This is a genomic window from Planctomycetota bacterium, from assembly GCA_035384565.1.
In the GTDB taxonomy this organism is placed as follows: Bacteria; Planctomycetota; PUPC01; order DSUN01; family DSUN01; genus DAOOIT01.
In genome coordinates this window covers 1-18113 of sequence record DAOOIT010000096.1, presented here as the reverse complement: position 1 = coordinate 18113, position 18113 = coordinate 1, and the positions used below count along the sequence as shown (strand labels likewise).

The window sequence follows — 18113 nt, the reverse complement described above, 5'->3', positions numbered from 1 at the left end:
CCGCGGGAGGTTCGATGCTGGTACAGGCACGCATAGCCGCCAGTGGTTCGCCAGTAGCTCCGGAGCCTATGGCGACCGTGCCGCGTGCATGCTACCGTCGTGAAGACACTTCGGACGGGCGGGCTCGACGCAAGAGTTTTCGCGCAACTGCTCGAAGAGTTGTTTGTGGGCGCTCCAGGCTCAGGAGGGCCTCGGCTCAGGCGACAGTCGCGCGAGCAATTCCTGGGGGGTGGCACACTCGGGCGCGGCGTCGAGGCCGAACTCGACGACGAACTCCTCGATGAGCGCCTTCTCCACGCCGCGGCGGTCGGGCGCGGCCCCAAGCAGGCGCTGCATCGAGGTCACCGCGCGGCCAACAATGCCGCAGGGCACGATGAGGTCGAAGGCCGACAGGTCGGTCGCGACGTTCAGGGCGAAGCCGTGGTGCGAGGTCCAGCGACGGAAGGCGACGCCGATGGCCGCGATCTTGGCGTCGCCCACCCACACGCCGGTGTACTGCGGGTCGCGCCGCCCCTCGATGCCGTGGCGGGCCAGCGCACGGATGACCACGGCCTCCAGCGAGCGGAGGAAGCGGTGAATGTCGCGGCGCTCCTCGGGCAGGTAGACGATGGGGTACCCCACGATCTGCCCGGGGCCGTGATAGGTCACGTCGCCCCCGCGATTGGTCTCGTGCACCGCGATGCCGCGGCGGGCCAACTCGTCGCGCGCCACGCGCAGGTGCGCGGCGGTGCCCGAGCGGCCGATAGTGACGACCGGCTCGTGCTCCAGAAGCAGCAGGGCCGCGTCGCCTGCGGCCGATTCGCGCACCCGCTCCAGCACTCGGAGTTGGAACTCCAGCGCTTCGGCATATCGGATGCGGGGGATGCGCAGCACGTGGCAGACCGGCATGGCAGGCTCTCCTGGGGACTCCGATGCTACCGCAACGCGGGCGAGCCGTCAAAAGGCGCTTGACTCCGCCGGCGGGGGCCGATACCATGCGAGCTGGGGCGTGGGAGCCCGCTCGGCCCCGTTTCCCCTCTGTTGACGGGCAGGTGGACTGTGATGGCGTCTCCATCGAGGCGATTTCCGCCGTGGGTCCGCAAGCGCTTGCCGCCCGAGGGCGCGATGCGCCCGGTGCGCGAACTCCTGCGCGAGCTGGGGCTGCACACGGTGTGCCAGAGCGCGCACTGCCCGAATGCCTGCGAGTGCTTCGCGCGCGGCACGGCGACGTTCCTGATCCTCGGCAGCGTGTGCAGCCGCTCGTGCGCCTTCTGCGCCGTGACGCGCGGCCTGCCCGCGCCGCCGGACCCCGACGAGCCGCGTCGCGTGGCCGAGGCCGCCGCACGCCTGGGCCTGAGCCATGTGGTGGTGACGTCGGTGACCCGCGACGACCTGCCGGACGGCGGCAGCGGACACTTCGCGGCCACGATCGCCGCCATTCGCGCGGCCTGCACGGCCGCGGTCGAGGTCCTGACGCCCGACTTCCAGGGCAGCGAGCCGTGTATCCGCCGGGTCCTCGAGGCGCGCCCCGACGTGTTCAACCACAACGTCGAGACCGTGCCGAGGCTCTACCCGCGGGTGCGGCCGCAGGCGGCCTACGAGCGTTCGATCGAGGTCCTGCGTCTCGCCGCGGAGGCGGGGGAGGGCGCGGCCACGAAGAGCGGCCTGATGGTCGGCCTCGGCGAGAGCCACGACGAGGTGCTGGCCGTGATGCGCGACCTTCGCGACGCAGGCTGCCAGGCGCTCACCGTGGGCCAGTACCTGCGGCCGTCGCCTGAGCACCTGCCCGTCGAGCGGTTCGTCCCCCCCGAGGAGTTCGACACCTACCAGCACGAGGCCGAGGCGCTGGGCTTCGCGGCCGTGGCTGCCGGACCCTTCGTCCGCAGTTCCTACCACGCCGACGCCCTTGCCGCGGGCCTCTGCCTCGCAGAAAGGAGCTGACTTCCGCATGGCACGCCACGAGTTCAGGCTGCCCGACCTGGGCGAAGACGCCGGCAGCGAGGCCATCGTGTCGTTCTGGTACGCCGAGGTGGGCGAGGGGGTGGAGAAGGACCAAGGCGTTCTGGAGATGCGCACCGACAAGGCGACCTTCGACGTCCCAGCCCCGGTCTCGGGCACGCTCGCCGAGATCCGCGTGCACGACGACGACAAGGTGAAGGTGGGCGACATTCTGGGGATCATCGAGACGGCCTCCTAGCAGGCGGGTGAGCCATGGCCTGGGCGCGAATCCTCGGGCACGAGAGCATCATCGAGCGCTTCCGCCAGGCGGTGGAGCGCGGGCGGCTGCCGCATGCCTACCTGTTTGTGGGCAGGGACGGCATCGGCAAGCAACTGCTCGCGCGCGAACTGGCCAAGGCCGTGCTGTGCCTGCGGGGCCGGGGCGACGCGTGCGACCTGTGCCCCTCGTGCCTCAAGGTCGAGCACGGCAACCACCCCGACGTCACCTTCGTGCGCCGCCGCGACGGCGGCTCGAAGGGCGAGCCACGCGCGCAGATCCTGATCGAGCAGGTGCGTGAGGAGATACAGGACGCCATCGCCTACAAGCCGTTCGAGGGGCGCTACAAGGTGTTTGTGGTGGTGGACGCGGACCGGATGACCGAGGAGGCGCAGAACTGCCTGCTCAAGACCCTCGAGGAGCCGCCCCCGCACTCGCTCCTGATCCTGATCGCCTGCCGCCTCGAGCCGTTCGTGGACACGGTGGTGTCGCGCTGCCAGATCGTGCGGTTCCGCCCGCTGGCGGCGTCGGCGGTGGAGCGCATCCTGGCCGAGGGGCACGGGGTGGACCCCGCGCTCGCGCGGCCGCTGGCCCGCCTGGCCCAGGGCAGCCCCGGGCACGCGTTGAGATGCCACGGGGACGGCACGTTCGAGGCGGCCAGGAGCCTCCTCGCCCGCCTCGCCGGCATGCAGCCGGGCGAGGAGTTCACCCTGTCGGGCGAACTGCTCGACCGTGCCCGCGGGGACGGGGCCTCGCTGGCCGACGCGCGCGAGCGCCTCAAGCCGATGCTCGACCTGGTGGGCCTGGCCTGGCGCGACCTGTTCCTCCGCGTGACCGGGCAGCCGGAGGAATTGCGGACGTGGGGCGACGCGTGCGACGCGCTGGCGGCGCTCGGCGAGGGCCTCGGACCCGCGGCCGCCCAGCACCTCGCCGCACTCGCCCAGGAGACCCGCGACCGGCTCGAGGCGAACGCGAACCTCAAGCTCCTGCTCGACAGGTTCGTGCTCGACACGGGAGCTCTCTTGCGACACGAAAGCCCGCTGGCTGTGAGGTGAAACCATGTACCAGATGATCGCCTGCTACGGGGCGATGAGGCATATCGGAGTCTTCCGCAGCGAGACATCCGATCTCCACCGAGGCGAGAAGTGCATCCTGCGGACCGACCGCGGGGTGGAACTGGGCGAGATCGTCTGCCGCTCCGAGCCCAGCGCCAACGCGCCCGAGGAACAGCCCATCGGCCAGGTGCTGCGCCGGGCCACCCCGCGCGACGTCGCGCGCGCCGAAGAGATCGAGGAGAGCTTCGCCTCGCAGGAATACAAGTTCTGCGAGGCCAAGATCCGCGAGCACAACCTCCCGATGAAGCTCGTGAGCGTCGAACACCTCTTCGGCGGCGACAAGATCATCTTCTACTTCCTCGCCGACGGGCGGGTGGACTTCCGCGCCCTGGTGAAGGACCTGGCCGCCCAGTACCGCACCCGTATCGAGATGCGCCAGATCGGCGTCCGCGACGAGGCCCGCCTGCTGGCCGACGTGGAGCACTGCGGCCGCATGCTCTGCTGCAAGAGCTTCATGAAGGACCTGGCCCCCGTCACCATGCGGATGGCCAAGGCCCAGAAGACCACCCTCGACCCCGCGAAGATCTCGGGCCGCTGCGGGCGCCTCATGTGCTGCCTGCGCTTCGAAGACCAGAGCTACGCCGAACTCCGCGAGCAACTGCCCCGCAAGGGCACCCGCGTCAAGACGCCCAACGGCGTCGGCACCGTGACGGGCACCGAGACCCTGAAGCAGATGGTGAGCGTGGACACCGGCGGCGACCGCGACGCCGTGTTCCACGTCTCGCAGATCGAGGTCCTGGGCGGCGGAGCGGAGGCCACGGGAGGCCCCGCACCCGACGACGAGGCATCCGAGCCGGACACGCCGCCCCGGCCGAACACGAGGCGCTGACGTGGGCCACGGGCCGTTCCACATCCTCGGGCCGGTGCACCGGCGCCAGTGCCGTCCCCACGCTCGCGCGGCGGACCCTTCCACCGTTCCCGCGCGCACGGGCGCAGGGAGCGGGCACGGGGCGGAGTTCCGACCCCACCGGGCGACGCAAGGCCCTGCGATGGGCGGGTGAAGCATGTCGGACCCCAAAGAACCCAGCCTGGAGGACCTGCTCAAGCGCCATCTGGCCCTCCGCGCCGCCGTGGCGAAGGACCCGCGCTACAAGGCCGATGCCTACGCCTTCGTGTGCGAGGGCGTGGAGTACACGTGCAGCAAACTCGGCGAGCGCCGCGATATCTCGGGCAGGGAGCTCGTGGAGGGCCTCTGCGACCTCGCCGTGGAACGCTTCGGCTTCCTCGCCCCCAGAGTCCTGCGCCACTGGGGCGTGCGGGCGACCGAGGACTTCGGGGAGATCGTGTTCACCCTCGTGGAATACGGCCTCCTGGGAAAGAGCGCGCGCGACAGCAAGGCCGACTTCGCCGGGGTTCTGGACCTCCAGAAGGCCCTGCGCGAGCGCTACCGCATGGACGACCCGACGGAGGAGTGACCTCCGGAACCCGTGAACCGCTAGAGGAAAGGTGACCGGCATGGAGCTGCTCAACGTGCTCAAGAGGCTGCGCCAGAGGCCCCAGGGCAAGATCATCCTCCTGGTGTTCGACGGCCTCGGCGGCCTGCCGCGCGAGGCGGGCGGGCCCACCGAGCTGGGCGCGGCCCGGCGGCCCAACCTGGACGCCGTGGCGCGCGAAGGCGTCTGCGGCCTGCTCGACAATGTGCTGCCCGGCCTCACCCCCGGCAGCGGCCCCGCGCACCTGAGCCTGTTCGGCTACGACCCGCTCGTCTTCGACATCGGACGCGGCCTCCTGGGCGCGCTCGGCATCGGGTTCCCCATCCGGCCCGGCGACCTGGCGGTCCGCGTGAACTTCTGCACGGTGGACCCGAAGACGGGCTTCGTGACCGACCGCCGCGCCGGCCGCATCCCGACCGAGACGAACGAGAAGCTGGTGGCCATGCTCAACGCGGGGGTGAAGATCCCCGGCTGCGAGGTCTTCGTGCGCACGGAGAAAGAGCACCGCGCCTGCCTGGTGCTCCGCGCCGACGGCCTCTACGACGGCATCACCGAGACCGACCCGCAGACCACCGGCAAGGAGCCCCCACGGCCCGTGGCAGCCACCGACGCGCGCTCCGAGAAGGCGGCGGCCATCGTCGCCGAGTTCGCCCGGCAGGCGGCCGCGATCCTCAAGGACTCTCACCCCGCCAACAACCTGCTCCTGCGAGGCTACGCCCGCTTCGAGAAGATTCCCCTGCTCACCGAGACCTACGACATGCGGTTCGCCGCCATCGCCACCTACCCGATGTACCGCGGCGTGGCGAACCTGGTGGGCATGGACATCCTGCCCGATGCCGGCGACACGATGGAGAGCGAATTCGCCTGCCTCGAGCGCCACTACGCCGACTACGACTTCTTCTTCCTGCACATCAAGAAGACCGACAGCTACGGCGAGGACGGGAACTGGGATGCCAAGGTGCACGTGATCGAGGAGGCGGACAAGCTGATCCCGCGCGCCCGCGCCCTCGACCCGGCCGTGTTGTGCGTGACCGCCGACCACTCCACCCCGTGCGTGCTCAAGATGCATAGCTGGCACCCGGTGCCCGTGGCCATCGCCTCGAAGTACGAGCGGCCCGACGGCGTGCAGGAGTTCACCGAGCGCGCGTGCGCCAGCGGCGGCCTGGGCCGCCTGCGCGGCATCCACCTCATGCCCATGCTCGTGGCCAACGCCCTGGGCCTGGAGAAGTACGGCGCCTGATGGCTGAGAGGCACGCCATCTCGAACTCCCGATCGCCGATCCAGACCCTCTGGCGAGCGGTGGCAGGCGTGCGCCTGGCGGTGGCGCTCCTGGCCCTCATCGCCGTGGCGTCCACGGTCGGCGTCGTGCTGCCGCAGCCCGAGTCCTTCAACCCCGCCAGCTACCTCGAGCGGCGGCTGGCTCCTCACTCGAGCACGGCGCTGAGGCCCGCCGAGTTCGTCGCCCTGGCCCGCGCGGCGGGCGTCCTGGCGGGCGACGAAACGTTCGAGTCGCTCGCGCGGCGAGTGCAGGAGGGCCCACTGGCCGAGGCGGACTGGGATGGCGTCGCCCGGGCCCTCGGGCCGCGCCTCCAGCAGGGCGATGCGAGGGATTCGCCCTGCCTCCGGCTGTCGTATGTGGACTCTTTCGGCCCCGTTCTCGGGCGGGCCATGCTTCTCCTGCGCATCCACACGCTCTTCACCTCGCTGTGGTTTCGCGCGTTGTGCGCCGCGCTGCTCGTGAACCTGGTGGCGTGTTCGGCCGAGCGCCTCCCGGCCCAGTGGCGCATGGCATTCCGTCACAGGCCCTCGGAGGACCCCGCGTGGTACCGGCGGCGAGCCGTCCACGCGGAGGCCGTTGCCGAGCCCGGCGTTGCGGCAGCGCTCGAGGCCTCCCTCCGTTCAGGCGGCTTCCGGGTGAGGCGTCTGGCGGCGGGGCGGTGTACGATGATCGAGGGGGCTCGTGGCTGGCTGGGCGCCCTGGGGAGGTGGTGGGCGCCGTTGGGGCAGCTTGCGGGCGTGGGCCGGCTGGGTGCCCAGGTGGTCCACGCGGGCGTGGTGCTCATCGTGGTGGGCGGCTTCATCTCCAGCCAGCTATCGTTCCGCCACGTGCAGTTGCTGGCTCGCGGCGAGGTGGTGGCCGTGCCTCTCGACCCGCGGGCCGCCTCGCAACGCGATTGGCGCGAGAGACCCGGCGAAGCGCCGGGGGCCGCACGCTTCCGCCTGCAACTGCGCCGGTTCGAGTTCCGCGCCGACGCGCTCGGCAAGCCCGAGTACTTCGGCTCGCACGTGACGCTGCTCGACACCACGCCGCCCACCGACACGGTCATTGAGGTGAACCACCCCCTCGTCTACCGCGGCTTCCACGTCTACCAGCAGAGCTATCAGCCGGACTATCGCGGGGTCACGTCGGTCAGCTTCCTGGTCGCCCGGATGCGCCGGGCGCCGCAGGAGGGCGGAGCGGGGCCGGGCGATCCGCCGCCGCCTGAGGTGCTCGAACAGGTGTCGCTCTCCGTCCCGCCCGGAATGAGGGTTTCCGTGCCCGGGACCGACCTGGCCTTGCGCGTGGTCAACTACTTCCCGCACTGGCAGATTCCGCTCGAGCAGACGCCCGACGGCCGGATCGTCGCCGGCGAAGCCAGGAACGCATCCGATGACCCCGTCAACCCGGCCGTCCGCATCGCCCTGGAGGCGCCGGGCGAGGAACCGCGCCAGCGCTGGGTGCCGCTGCCCCTGCGCTCCGGCGAGCCTCGCCCGGGCGGGATGGTGGATTTCGGGGACTACCGCATCCTTCCTGTGGACTTCGCTCCCGAGTACGCCACGTGGCTGACCTTCAAGACCCATCCCGCCATGCTGCCCGTCTGGGCCGGCTGTGCGGTGATGATGGTCGGCGTCGTGCTGTGCTTCTACTGCACGCACGAACGTGTCTGGGCCCTGGTGCGCCCTCGAGGCGATGGTCGCGAGGAAGTTTTCCTGGCCGGCGACTCGTTCAAGTGGCGCGAGCGGTTCAGGCAGCGCTTCGCGGCTCTGGCCGCCGGCGTGGGAAGCCCTGACTCAGCAACCACGGAAGATGCGGAGCGGACTCCATGAACGATGTGAGCTTCTTCTGGATCGCCTTCGGCGCCTACCTGGCGGCGGCGTTTGTGCTGACCGCGGCGGCCTTCCGCCCGAAGGGGGAGGGGCTGGCCCGCCTGGGGCGCGGCCTGGCCTGGCTGGGCCTGGCCGCGCACACGGTGAGCATCGTGTGGCGGTCGTTTGCCATCGGCACGGAGCCGGCCAGCAGGTTCTTCGAGCGTCTGGCTGGGGCGTTCGCCGCGGGGCCGGCCTGGCAGGCGGCGGTGTATGCGCTGCTGCTGGTGGTGGCCGCGGCCGCGGTGGCGGTCGGGATTGCCTGCCGCAGGACGCGGTTCCTCTGGCTTCCCGCGGTGGCCCTGGCTGTGGTGCTGGAGATGATTCTCCTGGACTTCCTCAACTTCACCCGGATGCCGATTGACAAGACCTACGAGTACCTGTCCTTCGCCTCCTGGTGTTCGGCGATCGCCCTCCTGGCGCTCAGTCCGACGTTGCGCCTGGTCGTGATGGATGCCGCCCTGGCCGTCGCGGCGAGCTTGCTCACCGTCTTCGCCGCCATCCAGCCCAAGTCGGTCGAGCTCCAGCTCGTGCCGGCCCTCCAGTCGTACTGGCTCTTCATCCACGTGTCGCTCACCGCCCTGGCCTACGCGATCTTCGGCATCGCCTTCGTCGTGGGCGCCCTGCTGCTTGTGAAGGCGTATGACCCTGCCCTGGTGCTGCCGGGCACGAAGCGGCGGCTTCTCCTCGTCGGCACCCTCGTGAAAGCCGCGTGCGCGGCCCTGGTCCTCGCGCTGGTGCTGGGCGGGCTGATCCTGCCGTTCCGCGGGGTGGCCTACGCGCCCCACGAGACCCGGGGCGAGGCCACGGCCCTCCCCATCGGGGCCATCCAGATCGTGCGCTACGGCGCCGCGCTCGTGGGCGTGTTCGCCGTCGCGGCGCTGGCCCTCTTCTGGACGGTCTACCCGATGGCCCGCAAGCGGGACGACAGGTCGGGCCTCGGCTCGTTCGTGTTTGTGGTGTCGAGCGGTGCGTTGTTCGCCGCGTGTCTCCTCCTGGGCGGGTTCACGCGGGCCCAGGAGCGCGCGATCGAGACCCTGCATCGCGAGCGCCGGGAACTGGACCGCGTGATCGGCCAGGTGGCGCCCGAGGAGGGCGGCGCGCTCACGCGCCAGGCTCTCGACGCCGACATTGAGCTGTGGCGGTCGCTCTCGCTTCAGGCCAAGAGCATCTTGAGCAAGGCCCGGTGGCTGCCATTGACCCTCGACAAGCAGAGGGAGGTGGCCGCCGACCCCGTGTTCAAGTCCCTCCGGGACCTCTTCGCGAGGGCAGGGGTGGAGTGGCGGGCGGAGGTGCGCTACAAGGACATCAAGCAGATCGGCCGTGAGCTCGGGGAGCGGGCCGACTACACGGAAGCCGTGGGCCGCCGCCTGAATCTGCCCGCCGACCGGGCACAGCTTCAGCGGGTGCAGGCGTCGCTCGAGGCCGAACAGAACGCCCGCGAGGCCAAGGCCCTGTTGCCGCGCACGCCGGCGGGGCAGATCGCGGCCTTCGTGGGCATCGCGGTGCTTCTGGCCACGCCGATCGGCTGGGCGCTCTACTTCGTCCTGCCACGGGTGAGAGGGCGTCTCCCCGACGTGGCGCGCCTCGACCGCATCAGCTACGGCTGCGTGCTGGCCGGCTACCCGATCTTCACCTTCGGGGCGCTGCTGGCGGGCGCCATCTGGGCGCACTTCGCCTGGGGCAACTGGTGGAGCTGGGACCCCAAGGAGGTCGGCTCGCTCATCGGGTGGGTCCTCTACACGGTCTACCTGCACCAGCGCTATCGCGAGGGGCTGAGCCCCCGCTCCGCCGCGTTGGCGGCGATTCTGGGCTTTCTGGCGTGCACGCTCAGCCTGGCGGGCAACTCGTTCCTGGGCGGCCTGCACGCGTACTCCTGATGGGGCCCGCGACGCGGGGAGTCGGCATGGCGAGGATGGCTGGACAGATGGATGATTGGGTGAATGCCAATCCCTCTGACACCCATCCATCCATCCACTCATCCACTCATCCATTCATCCTCTACGGTGCCACGGAGGTCTGCCATGAAAGCCCTTCAGATGGTCGCGCCCCGCACGCTGGCGCTGCGCGACGACGTGGTCGCGCCCGCGCCGCGCCAGGGCGAGGTGCTCGTGCGGTGCGCCTGGGTGTCGGTGTGCGGCAGCAACATCCACCCCTTCCTCGGCCTCGGACGCTGGGCGGGCGACTATCCGAAGCCGCCGGGCTGGGACGGCCACGAGTGTGTGGGCACAGTCGTCGAATCGCGGCTCCCCGGCTGGGAGCCCGGGACCCTCGTGCTCGCGCACCCCGAGGACTACCTGGGCTTCGCGGAACTCGTGCGCGCGAAGCCCCCGGGCCTCGTGCGGCTGCCCAAGTGCGAGGACCCCGTGCCCTTCATCACCGCCCAGCCGCTGGCCACCGTGCTGCGGGCGATGAGCCGCATCCAGTCCGTCGCCAACCAGCGCTGCGCCGTGGTCGGCCAGGGGCCGATGGGCCTCATCTTCACCCGTGTGCTGCGGCACGCGGGCGCCCGCCAGGTGATCGGCATAGACTTGTTGGAGAACCGCCTCGAGGCCGCCCGACGTTTCGGCGCCACCGACGTCGTGGATGCGGCGAAGGCGAACGTGCCCGAGGCGGTGCGCGCCCTCACGGGCGGGGCGATGGTGGACTTGAGCGTGGAGGCGGTGGGCCTGCCCGAATCGCTGGCCACGGCGACGCTCCTGCCCCGGCGCAAGGGGCGCGTCTACGTCTTCGGCGTCGCACGCCACGCGACTCAGGACTTCCCGCTGAATCACTTCATGCGCAATGAGATGGAGATGGTGAGTTCCGTGGGGCCGGAATGTGTGGAGTTCTTCGAGAGCGCCGTGCGGATGGTGGCGGACGGGGAGATTGACCTCTCCGCGCTCATCACCCACCGGCTGCCGTGGGCCGAGGCCCAGCGGGCCTTCGAGATGTACGCTGACCACGCTAACGGAGCACTCAAGGTGGTTCTGGAGGTCTGAAGGCAGCAGGACTTGCACTGCCTACTGCGTGCTCCCTGCCGCCGACTCCCTACCGCCGATTGCCGGCTACTCCGCCTTCTCGACCCGAATCACCTCGCCGCTCTTCACCCTGGCCAGCTCGTTCGGGTCGCCCTCCAGCGTGCCCACCACGTTGACCGGGCTGGCGGGCGTCTGGCCATAGAAGAGGCACAGGCAGTCGCCGTCGGGCCAGAAGGCCACGGTGCCCGACGGCACGCTCGCCTGGGCATCGTCGGGGTCCTGGTGGACGGGGATTTCGAAGTAGACCTCCTTGCCCCACAGGCGGGCGATGCTCTCGATGGGCAGGGCATTCCAGATGGCCCGCGCCGTCGGCGTGTCGTTGAGTTGGGCGGCCATCTGGACTTTCTTCGCCTTCACGAGTATCCTGGGCATGGCTGGCCTCCTGCACGGGTGCGTGGCGAGGGCGCCGTGGAGTGTAGCCCGGGCGGGGGAGCGAGTCAAACAAGCAAAGGAGCCTCCGATGCGCAAGGCATTGGCGCTGGCGGTCGTGGTGGCTGCGGCGGCAGGGGCGGCGGAGAAGTGGCCCGAGAGCGCGGAGTTGATCATCAAGGGCCTCAAGTTCACCGAAGGCCCTGCGTGGAGTGCCAAGGGCTTCCTCCTCTTCAGCGACATCCCCGCCAACCGCATCTACCGATGGGAGGAGGGGAAGGAGCCGGTCGCCTTCCGCGACCCGAGCAACAACTCGAACGGCCTGGCCTTCGACGCCCAGGGGCGCCTCATCGCCTGCGAGCACGGCGCCCGCCGCGTCACCCGCACCGAGGCCGACGGCACGGTGACGGTCCTCGCCGACCAGTTCGAGGGGAAGCGCCTCAACAGCCCCAACGACCTCACCCTCGCCGCCGACGGCTCGATCTACTTCACCGACCCGCCCTACGGCGTCAAGCGGGAGGATAGGGAGCTGGACTTCGAGGGCGTCTACCGGCTCTCGCCCGATGGCAAGCTGGCCCTGGTCGTGAAGGACCTTGGGCGGCCCAACGGCATCGGCCTCTCGCCCGACGGCAAGCGGCTCTACGTGGACGACTCGGAGGCCAGGACGGTCCACGTCTACGACGTCCAGGCCGACGGCACGGTGGCCAATGGCCGCCTGCTCATCAACCTCGGCCTCCACGGCACCCGCGTGTGCGACGGCCTGAAGGTGGACGCCGAGGGCAACCTGTATGTGACGGGCACCGATGCGGTCTACGTCGTCAGCCCCGACGGCAAGCTCCTCGCCAAGATCGCCTGCCCCGGCCAGTGCACCAACTGCTGCTTCGGCGGGCCGGACGGCAAGACCCTCTTCGTCACCGCCCGCACCAAAGAGGGCGGGGGAGTCTACCGCGTCCGAGTCCCCATTGCCGGCTCTTCGCCGAAGTGAGGGGGGAATCGGAAGCCAGGGGATAGCCATGGCCGGGCGGTCCGCCCTCGTGCATCCCGGCGGGATTCCCCTTGAGGAGTTCCTGCGGCCGATGGGCATCAGCCAGTGCCGGCTCACCAGGGACATCACCGTCCCGCCCGACGCATCAACGAGATCGTCCACGGCAAGCGGAGCGTCAAAGCCGAAGACCTCGACGCCGGGGGCACCCCCCTGTCATCCGACCACCTTACCGCCGCAGGGCCGTGAACATCACCACAGAGGGCACGGACAGCGCAGAGGATCCACAGAGTCGGGGACAACAAGATGAGTAAGATGTCCCCCGGACTACCCCGGACTACGCCCGAACTACGAGGATGTCCTCCGGCTCGAAGGCTTGCTGGGTCGCGTCCTGCGGCGCCAGAGGCCCGGCCCCAAGCAAGCCAGGAGATAAGTATGATGTCCCCCGAACTCGCCGGGCCGTGAACATCACCACAGAGGGCACGGACAGCGCAGAGGATCCACAGAGTCGGGGACAACAAGATGAGTAAGATGTCCCCCGGACTACCCCGGACTACGCCCGAACTACGAGGATGTCCTCCGGCTCGAAGGCTTGCTGGGTCGCGTCCTGCGGCGCCAGAGGCCCGGCCCCAAGCAAGCCAGGAGATAAGTATGATGTCCCCCGAACTCCCCGCAAGCAACATTGAGATAAGTATGGTGTCCCCCGAACTCGTTCAATTCACGCGGCTTCGGAGCGGTGTGGATCAGGCGTGATGTGCTTGGGTCAGCTCCATTCGCCTCGCGGTGGAGGGCGATGGCCTCCTTGATGCTCTCGACGGCGTGCGGGTGGCTCTGGCCGCATGGGGCGCCGCCGGCAGGCTCAGGGGACCACGCCGGTGGACGGTGCGAAGCGGCGTGATTACCGTGTCCATGGAGTCCGCGGTGTCCACGGCGGGTTTCGGGGGGGCTCCCACGGACGGGTGTGTCAGGGGAGTCACGCGACTTGGGTGAGGCTGTGGCACGCGTTGAGGCGACCACGAGGTGCGGTGCCTGCGGGCGGAACCGGCGCGCGAAGAGGCGCATGACTCTGCAAACTCTGCGTGACTCTCAGGCGGAACGAGGGGAATCGGCGATTCTCGAGTCGAGAAGCGGAGAACCCCGTGCGAGTCTGAGCCGGAAGGGCGACAATCGCCAAACGGGTGCGCCGGAAGTGGCGGAACCCGTATGAGTCTGGGACCGTTGGGCGAGAAGGGGCAAACCGCGAATCGCGACGGGCGGTTCCTTGACAGTGCGGCGGCGGGGCTGCTAGAATCCGCAGAACACGAGAGGAACCCTGGATGCCTGAAAGGCCCCGCCTGTTTCTGATTGACGGCCATGCGCTGGCCTATCGCTCGTATTTCGCGTTCATCCGCAATCCGCTGATCAACTCGAAGGGGCAGAACACGAGCGCGATCTACGGCTTCGCCTCGACGGTTCTGCGGCTGATCGAGAAGGAGTCGCCCGACCGGATCGCCGTGGTGTTCGACAGCCCGGAGCCGACGTTCCGGCACCAGAGGTTCCCCGACTACAAGGCGACGCGCGAGAAGATGCCCGACGAGATGCGCGAGCAACTGCCCTTGCTGGACGAGGTGGTGGCCGCGCTGGGCCTGCCGAGCATCCGGTGCCCTGGCTTCGAGGCCGACGACGTGATCGGCACCCTCGCCCGCCGCGCCGAGGCCGCGGGGTGGGACGCCCTGATCGTGTCGGGGGATAAGGACTTCATGCAGCTCGTGAGCGACCACGTGAAGCTCCTCGACCTGAAGAAAAAGTCGGGCGAGGACGAGGTGATTGACCGGGCGGCCGTGGAGGCGAGGTTTGGGGTGCCGCCCGAGAAGGTGGTGGACGTGCTGGGGCTGATGGGCGACGCGTCGGACAACGTGCCCGGGGTGCCGGGCGTGGGGGAGAAGACGGCCCTCGAGCTGGTGCGGGCCTACGGCTCGCTTGAGGGCGCGCTGGAGCACGCGGCGGAGGTCAGGAACAAGCGGGTGCGCGAGGGGCTCCTCGCGGGCGGCGAGAAGGGCCGGCTCTCGAAGGAACTCGTCACGATCCACACCGACAGCCCTGTGGTGTTCGACCCCGCGCAGTTCGGAGTCCGCAGCCCCGACGCCCAACGGCTGCTCAAGCTCTTCGAGGAGTTGGAGTTCCCCTCGCTTATCGAGAAGGTCCAGTTCGTCGGCGCCGCGCCGGGCGAGGTGGCCTACCGCACGGTGGCCGACGCGCGAGCGCTCGACGCCCTGATCGAACGCCTGAGGCAGGCGCAGGAGTTCGTGCTCGACCTCGAAACCACCTCGACCGAGCCGACGCGGGCCGAGATCGTCGGCCTGTCGTTCGCCTTCCGCGAGCGCGAGGCCTTCTACGTGCCGGTTGGCGAGTGCGGAGTGCGGAATGCGGAGTGCGGAGCGGAAGCCCGAGGACCGCGCCCAGAGGAGGACTTGCCGCTTTTCAGCGCCAGCCGAGGCGTTCCTCACCCCCAACCCCCGGCACCGGACACCGAACGCCCGGTCCATGACATCCTCGACCCCCTGCGGCCCATCCTGGAGGACCCCGCGGCGCGCAAAGGCGGGCAGAACATCAAGTACGACATGGTCGTGCTCGCCAACTACGGCATCGAGGTGCGGGGTATCGCGTTCGACACGATGGTCGAGTCGTACCTCCTCGACCCCTCGCAGCGGCAGCACAACCTCGACCTGCTGGCCCTTAAGCACCTGAATATCCGGAAGATTCCGACCAGCGACCTCCTCGGCAAGGGCAAGGCCCAGATCAGCATGCGCGATGTGCCGGTGGCCAAGGTAGCCGAGTACGCCTGCGAGGACGCCGACGTGACCCTGCGCCTCCACCGCCTCTTCCTGCCGAAGCTGGGGGAGGCCGGTGTCGAGAAGCTCTACCGCGAAGTCGAGGTGCCGCTCGTGGGCGTGCTGGCCCGCATGGAGAGCCGAGGGGTACGGGTGAATCTGGAACTCCTCCAGGCGCTGTCGAGCGAATTCGCCGCGAAGATTGACGCCCTGGTGGCGGAGATTCATCAGCTCGCCGGCGAGGAGTTCAACGTCAACTCCACCCAGCAGCTCGGCGCGATCCTCTTCGACAAGCTCCAGATTCACAAGAGCAAGGCAGGCCGTGTTCGGAAGACCAAGACCGGGTATGGGACGAGTGTGGGCGCGCTGGAGGACTTTGCCGACGTGCCGATCGTGCAGCGTCTGCTCGAATACCGCGCCCTGGCGAAACTCAAGGGCACCTATGTGGACGCCTTTCCCGCCCTGGTGAACCCGCGCACGGGCAAGATTCACACGTCGTTCAACCAGACGGTCACGGCCACCGGCCGCCTGTCGTCGTCGGACCCCAACCTCCAGAACATTCCGATCCGCACCGAGGTGGGCAAGCGCATCCGGGAGGCATTCGTGCCCAGCGACGCCTCGCGGCGCCTCGTATGCGCCGACTACTCGCAGATCGAGCTACGCATCCTGGCCCACTACACGGGCGACGAGAACCTTCTGGGCGCCTTCCGCCGCGGCGAGGACATTCACCGCCGCACCGCCAGCGAGGTGTTCGAGACGCCCATCGAGCAGGTGACCCCCGAGATGCGCTCGCGGGCCAAGGCCATCAACTTCGGCATCATCTACGGCATGGGGCCGCAACGCCTGGCGCACGACACCGGCATCACCCTGGCCGAGGCGCAGCAGTTCATCGAGCGCTACTTCCGCCGCTACCCGCTCATCAAGAAGTACATGGACGACACGATCGCGGCCGCCGCGCGCGACGGCTTCGTGAGCACCCTCCTTGGCCGCCGACGCCCCATTCCCGAGATCCACAGCACCAACCAGGGCACGCGTTCGGCGGCCGAACGGGCCGCGATCAACACCCCCATCCAGGGCTCCGCCGCCGACCTCATCAAGGTGGCCATGGTGCGGCTCGACGAGGCGCTCCGCAGGAGCCACCCCGATGCCTGGATGATCCTCCAGGTGCACGACGAACTCGTCTTCGACGTCCCCGCAGACCAGGTGGACGCGGTCTGTGCCATCGTGCGCGGTGAGATGGAATCCGCGATGGCACTCCGCGTGCCGCTGAAGGTGGACATCTCCGTTGGCAGCACGTGGTCCAAGTGAGCCGTGCGGTGCCGCGGGTGCGCCCCGTGCATGTGATGGACGCGATGGACGTGACGGACGCGCCCATGTCCAACGCGTCCAACCTGTTCATTGCTTTGCTTCTTTTCCCCTCCCTTCGTCCCTGCGGTGATCCGCATTTGACAGGCCGCCCCATTTTGGGTTTTACTGAAGCTGTGCGCCGCGGACTCGCTCGAGGCCACGAGGAAGAAGCAGGAGAGTGCATGCATCCCGCCCTGATAGAGGTTCTGGCTCGGCACGGCACGGACCGCAGTGACCTCATCCCGATTCTTCAGGATGCTCAAGCCGCCATCGGCTACCTGCCGACGGACGTGATGGCCGACGTGGCCCGCCACCTCAACGTGCCCGAGGCGGCCGTGAAGGGGGTGGCCAGCTTCTACGCCCAATTCTACTTCGAGCCGCAGGGCCGCCACCGCGTCCGCGTGTGCCGCGGCACGGCCTGCCACGTGCGCGGCTCGGGCCAGATCCGCCGCCTCCTCGAGAGCAAGCTCAAGGTCAAAGAGGGCCAGACCACGCCCGACCTGCTCTTCACCTACGAAACCGTCGCGTGCGTGGGCTGCTGCGCCCTGTCGCCGGTGATGATGGTGGACGACAAGTACTTCGGGCGGCTCACGCCCGAGCAGGCCGACGCGGTGATTGACGACTACATTCGCCAGGCCCGCGCAGAGGAGCCCCATGGAACGACTGCACTCGGCGGCTGACCTGTCGGCGCTCAAGGAGCGCATCCGGCAGCAGCCGCACCGCCAACTCACCACGCTGTGCCTGTGCGACACGGGCTGCCGCGCCCTGGGCAGCGTGCCGGTTCGCGACGCGCTCGCCAAGGCGTTCGCCGCCCGGCCCGAGCTCGCTGCCCGCCTGCGCTTCCAACGCACCGGCTGCCACGGCTTCTGCGAGGCAGGGCCGCTCCTGGCCGTCCGGCCCGAGGGCATCCTCTACGTGCGCGTCAAGGCCGAGGACGTGCCCGAGATCGTTCAGGCCACCCTCGAGGGCCGGGTGGTCGAACGCCTCCTCTATGTGGACCCTGCCACCAAACAGCCCGTGCGCCTCGAGCGCGACGTCCCATTCTACAGGAACCAGACGCGCCTCGTCTTCCGCCACTGCGGGCAGATCGACCCCGAGAGCATCGAGGACTATCTGGCCCTCGACGGCTACGAGGCGGCCGCCAAGGCCCTGACCACGATGACGCCCGACCAGGTGATCGCCGAGGTGGCCGCCAGCGGCCTGCGCGGCCGGGGCGGCGCCGGCTTCCCCACCGGCAAAAAGTGGCAGCTCTGCCGCGCCTCGGCCGGCGACACCAAGTACCTCATCTGCAACGCCGACGAGGGCGACCCGGGCGCCTTCATGGACCGCGGCGTGTGCGAGGGCGACCCCCACGCGATCCTCGAGGGCATGCTCATCGGCGCCTATGCCATCGGCTGCAACCACGGCTACATCTACTGCCGGGCCGAATACCCCATCGCCATCCAGCACCTCGCGAAGGCCATCGCCGACGCCGAGGCGCTGGGCCTCCTGGGCGACGGCATCCTCGGCACCCCCTTCGCGTTCCACCTGAAGATCAAGCAGGGCGCGGGCGCCTTCGTGTGCGGCGAGGAGACGGCGCTCATCGCCTCCATCGAAGGCAAGCGCGGCATGCCGCGCGTCCGCCCCCCGTTCCCCGCCCAGGCCGGCGCCTTCGGCAAGCCCACCAACATCAACAACGTCGAAACCTTCGCCTGCGTGCCGCCCATCATCAGCCGCG

At 69.4% G+C, this 18113-nt stretch carries 15 protein-coding genes; 13 read left to right on the top strand and 2 right to left on the bottom strand.

Annotation, left to right across the window (positions count from 1 at the left end; all coding sequences use genetic code 11):
• Positions 1–180: 180 nt before the first annotated feature.
• Positions 181–888: a lipoyl(octanoyl) transferase LipB gene (lipB, locus tag PLE19_21925; protein HPD17606.1), complete on the bottom strand. Its 708-nt coding sequence runs from the start codon at positions 886–888 to the stop codon at positions 181–183.
• Between the two features lie 153 nt (positions 889–1041).
• On the opposite strand from lipB, the gene lipA reads away from it, so the two are divergent.
• The 9 genes from lipA to PLE19_21880 all read left to right on the top strand — a co-directional run bounded on the left by lipA (position 1042) and on the right by PLE19_21880 (position 10849).
• Positions 1042–1920, top strand: coding sequence for a lipoyl synthase (gene lipA / locus PLE19_21920; GenBank protein ID HPD17605.1), 879 nt, complete (start codon positions 1042–1044; stop codon positions 1918–1920).
• 7 nt (positions 1921–1927) lie between these two features.
• Positions 1928–2176 (top strand): lipoyl domain-containing protein, encoded by a 249-nt coding sequence (locus PLE19_21915; protein ID HPD17604.1) that lies wholly within the window; start codon positions 1928–1930, stop codon positions 2174–2176.
• A 14-nt stretch (positions 2177–2190) separates the two neighbouring features.
• Positions 2191–3249, top strand: coding sequence for a DNA polymerase III subunit delta' (gene holB, locus PLE19_21910; GenBank protein HPD17603.1), 1059 nt, complete (start codon positions 2191–2193; stop codon positions 3247–3249).
• Positions 3250–3253: 4 nt separating this feature from the next.
• Positions 3254–4138, top strand: coding sequence for a regulatory iron-sulfur-containing complex subunit RicT (gene ricT, locus PLE19_21905; protein HPD17602.1), 885 nt, complete (start codon positions 3254–3256; stop codon positions 4136–4138).
• Between the two features lie 175 nt (positions 4139–4313).
• Positions 4314–4724: a hypothetical protein gene (locus tag PLE19_21900; GenBank protein HPD17601.1), complete on the top strand. Its 411-nt coding sequence runs from the start codon at positions 4314–4316 to the stop codon at positions 4722–4724.
• 40 nt (positions 4725–4764) lie between these two features.
• Complete coding sequence (locus PLE19_21895; protein ID HPD17600.1) at positions 4765–5982, top strand: 2,3-bisphosphoglycerate-independent phosphoglycerate mutase; 1218 nt, start codon at positions 4765–4767, stop codon at positions 5980–5982.
• Complete coding sequence (locus tag PLE19_21890) at positions 5982–7829, top strand: cytochrome c biogenesis protein ResB (GenBank protein HPD17599.1); 1848 nt, start codon at positions 5982–5984, stop codon at positions 7827–7829. Before PLE19_21895 ends, PLE19_21890 begins: the two co-directional genes overlap by 1 nt.
• Positions 7826–9748 (top strand): cytochrome c biogenesis protein CcsA, encoded by a 1923-nt coding sequence (gene ccsA / locus PLE19_21885; GenBank protein ID HPD17598.1) that lies wholly within the window; start codon positions 7826–7828, stop codon positions 9746–9748. The genes PLE19_21890 and ccsA overlap by 4 nt, the downstream gene beginning before the upstream one ends.
• A 144-nt stretch (positions 9749–9892) precedes the next feature.
• Positions 9893–10849, top strand: coding sequence for a zinc-binding dehydrogenase (locus tag PLE19_21880; GenBank protein HPD17597.1), 957 nt, complete (start codon positions 9893–9895; stop codon positions 10847–10849).
• A 66-nt stretch (positions 10850–10915) separates the two neighbouring features.
• Here PLE19_21880 and PLE19_21875 read toward each other — a convergent pair whose 3' ends face one another.
• Positions 10916–11260 (bottom strand): cyclophilin-like fold protein, encoded by a 345-nt coding sequence (locus PLE19_21875; GenBank protein ID HPD17596.1) that lies wholly within the window; start codon positions 11258–11260, stop codon positions 10916–10918.
• Between the two features lie 88 nt (positions 11261–11348).
• Between PLE19_21875 and PLE19_21870 the strand changes: the two genes are divergently transcribed.
• The 4 genes from PLE19_21870 to PLE19_21855 all read left to right on the top strand — a co-directional run.
• Entirely contained in the window at positions 11349–12242 is an 894-nt protein-coding gene (locus PLE19_21870) for an SMP-30/gluconolactonase/LRE family protein (protein HPD17595.1), read from the top strand.
• Positions 12243–13555: 1313 nt separating this feature from the next.
• Positions 13556–16357 carry a DNA polymerase I gene (gene polA, locus PLE19_21865; protein ID HPD17594.1) on the top strand — a complete coding sequence of 934 codons (2802 nt, stop codon included), beginning with the start codon at positions 13556–13558 and terminating at the stop codon, positions 16355–16357.
• A 221-nt stretch (positions 16358–16578) separates the two neighbouring features.
• Entirely contained in the window at positions 16579–17076 is a 498-nt protein-coding gene (nuoE, locus tag PLE19_21860; protein ID HPD17593.1) for an NADH-quinone oxidoreductase subunit NuoE, read from the top strand.
• Positions 17051–18113, top strand: a 1063-nt coding sequence (locus PLE19_21855) for an NADH-quinone oxidoreductase subunit F (protein HPD17592.1), incomplete at its 3' end; no start/stop codon positions are given. The genes nuoE and PLE19_21855, both read left to right, overlap by 26 nt.